The 2288-nt window shown below is 62.7% G+C and carries 4 protein-coding genes and 1 pseudogene; all 5 read right to left on the bottom strand.

Annotated elements, in window-relative coordinates; all coding sequences use genetic code 11:
• Window positions 1–787: pseudogene (locus P775_RS12830) on the bottom strand (VirB4 family type IV secretion/conjugal transfer ATPase); the annotation flags it as partial.
• Window positions 777–1055, bottom strand: coding sequence for a VirB3 family type IV secretion system protein (locus P775_RS12825; RefSeq protein ID WP_058243499.1), 279 nt, complete (start codon window positions 1053–1055; stop codon window positions 777–779). The pseudogene P775_RS12830 and the gene P775_RS12825, both read right to left, overlap by 11 nt.
• A complete protein-coding gene (locus tag P775_RS12820) occupies window positions 1048–1341 on the bottom strand; it encodes a TrbC/VirB2 family protein (protein ID WP_009503803.1) in 294 nt (97 codons plus the stop codon). Before P775_RS12820 ends, P775_RS12825 begins: the two co-directional genes overlap by 8 nt.
• Window positions 1338–1958 (bottom strand): lytic transglycosylase domain-containing protein, encoded by a 621-nt coding sequence (locus tag P775_RS12815; protein WP_058243498.1) that lies wholly within the window; start codon window positions 1956–1958, stop codon window positions 1338–1340. The genes P775_RS12820 and P775_RS12815 overlap by 4 nt, the downstream gene beginning before the upstream one ends.
• 43 nt (window positions 1959–2001) lie before the next feature.
• Window positions 2002–2286 carry a hypothetical protein gene (locus P775_RS12810; protein ID WP_245875679.1) on the bottom strand — a complete coding sequence of 95 codons (285 nt, stop codon included), beginning with the start codon at window positions 2284–2286 and terminating at the stop codon, window positions 2002–2004.
• Window positions 2287–2288: the final 2 nt, after the last annotated feature.

Here is a 2288-nt window from a genome sequence, read left to right as displayed (position 1 = left end):
CGAACATGGTGCAGGAGGTGCCTTCCGAGTATTCCCCGATGGTGAAACTCTTGCCGTAGCGGTGGCCCACGACGCCCTCGGAAAGCTCGAAATGGTCGCCGTGAAACGTCACGCGGGTATTGGCGACGTTGAAGGACAGAAAGCCGTAGGTGTTGGCCGGGTAGAGCGGCAGCTCGGTGCCCGTGTTGAGCGCGCCCAAAAATCCCACCAACTCTCCCGATCCGGCTGACAGCAGGCGCGGCCTGAGCTCGGTCAGCCCCGAGAGGAAGACGTTCACAGCCTCACCGAGGCGCTGCAGGCGTTTGCGGGTCTCCTCCTTCAGTCGGTCCGGCGCGCTGCGGCTCAGGAACGGCAGGAGGCTTTTCGGGGGCGGGCGGTGAATGACGGTGAGCGTCAGGGTCTTGTCGCGGAGCCCGCTGGTCTCGAGTTTCGCGCGCCAGCGCCGGTCCACCTCGCCTGCGAAGCTGTCCTCGCGGATGGGGTCGAGATCAGGTTTGATGGCCTTGGAGACCTTGTGGACGTAATAGCTGAATTCCGGCCCAAGTTGCGCGACGATGCGGGCAAAAAGCGCCGTCACCTTGTCGAGATAGGCATCGTCCGTCGTGTAGCTGTTGATCCCCTCGAGCCGGATGCAGCGGAAGAGCTCATTAACCCGGGTGCGCACGGTCTGGCCATCGACGAGGCTCACATAGGGCAGCATATGCGCAAGGCGGGTCTCGCGCGCATACCATTCCGGCGTCATCGTGCGGGGATCGAGCGCAGCATCAGGGGCTTCATCACGGGGCATAGCTGTCCCCGCCATGGATGGACCTGTTGCGCGTGGGCGGTGTCTCCTGCAGCGACGTCATCATCACATCGATGAAGCGCGGGTCCCAATCTGCGGCCTTCCAAAGCACCGGATAGAGCAGAGCCGCGACAGCCAGCATCGCAATATGCTGGACCCAGACGAAGAGAAGCACCGAGCCGAAGAGCCAGACCATCGCATACATGATGGGCAGGCCCAGGAGCTTCGGCGGACGCACGAGGCCGAGGAAGAGAGGCGCGCGCTCAGCCACCGGCAAAGACCGCGGCAACGATGGTGGGGGCGGCGGCGACACCAGCGATCCCGACAAGCACCCAAAGCGCCTGGCGCAGGTCGATGATGTTGAAGAACCAGCTCAAGAAAACGCCGAGGACCGCGAGCGTCGCGATCACAACACCGAGCGGACCTGTCAGCGCATCGACGATACCCTGCAACAGGCTCTGGATCGGGGAGAGATCGATGCTTTGAGCAAGGGCCGGTTCGGCAATGAGCAGGAATAGCGCCAGCGAGGCGACAAAGAGGTTTGAAATCTGTTTCATGAATTTGATCCTTCCAATCGGGCTACGACAGCCATGACGCGGGCCACGTGGTTCTGGGTTTCTCGGTAAGGGGGAATGCCACCGTGTTGGCGCACGGCGTCGGGACCGGCGTTGTAGGCCGCCAGCGCCAGATGCGGATCGCCGAAGCGCTCCAGCATCATCGCGAGGTAGCGGGCAGAGCCGTCGAGGTTCTGTTGAGGGTCACGCGGGTCAACGCCGAGGTCGCGCGCGGTGTCGGGCATCAGCTGACCAAGGCCAATGGCGCCCGCATGTGAGATCGCATCCTGCCGGTAGGCGCTCTCAACCTCGATATTGGCGCGGTAGAGAGCCAGCCAATCCCTCACGGAGAGCTCTGCGCGCCGCAGGCCCGGATGGCCGGCATAGCGCAGGGCCGTTGCCTCGATGCCTAAGAGAACGTCTGCGCGGGGCAGGGGTGCTGGCTGGGCGAGTGCCGCAAACCTCAGCGCGTCAGGTTCGGAAGCTGCTTCAGTCTCGCCAAGAATGGCCAAACCATCGGACGCCGATCCCTGACCAATGCCGTCATTGTAGTTTCGAGCAAAGCTGCTTTGGGAGCGTGACGGGATCAGGGAGCCGTCGCTCTCCATGACCAGGACCATTTGAGCTGAGGCAGGTGCTGCGACCAGCCAGAGACAGACGAGGTTAGCTGCCAGCGCCCTTGTCTGATGGGGCTTTGTCTGGCGGCGCAAGTTTGTGCGTACGGCTTGTCCCCGCCTCAAGCGGCAGGTCGACATGCGCAAAACCAAGGCCAATGAAGAAAGACACCACGCCGGAGATCGTCTTGAACTCGCGGATCTTGATATCGTTGTAGGTCGTCCGCGTGCGGGCGGTGACCAGGAGCTTTTCCACCCCGTCATCAGAGACAACGCGCATGATCCAGACCCCGTAATAGCTGGGGCCTTTCTTATGTGCCGACTCCTGGCACAGGA

The organism is Puniceibacterium antarcticum, assembly GCF_002760615.1.
Lineage (GTDB): Bacteria > Pseudomonadota > Alphaproteobacteria > Rhodobacterales > Rhodobacteraceae > Puniceibacterium > Puniceibacterium antarcticum.
The sequence above is the reverse complement of the archived record's forward strand: the minus strand, read 5'-3'. Positions and strand labels throughout refer to the sequence as shown.

Excerpts from the sequence above, each read along its gene's own strand:
- P775_RS12815 (WP_058243498.1), bottom strand. The coding sequence starts at position 1,958 with ATGGTCCTGGTCATGGAGAGCGACGGCTCCCTGATCCCGTCACGCTCC.
- P775_RS12820 (WP_009503803.1), bottom strand. The coding sequence starts at position 1,341 with ATGAAACAGATTTCAAACCTCTTTGTCGCCTCGCTGGCGCTATTCCTG.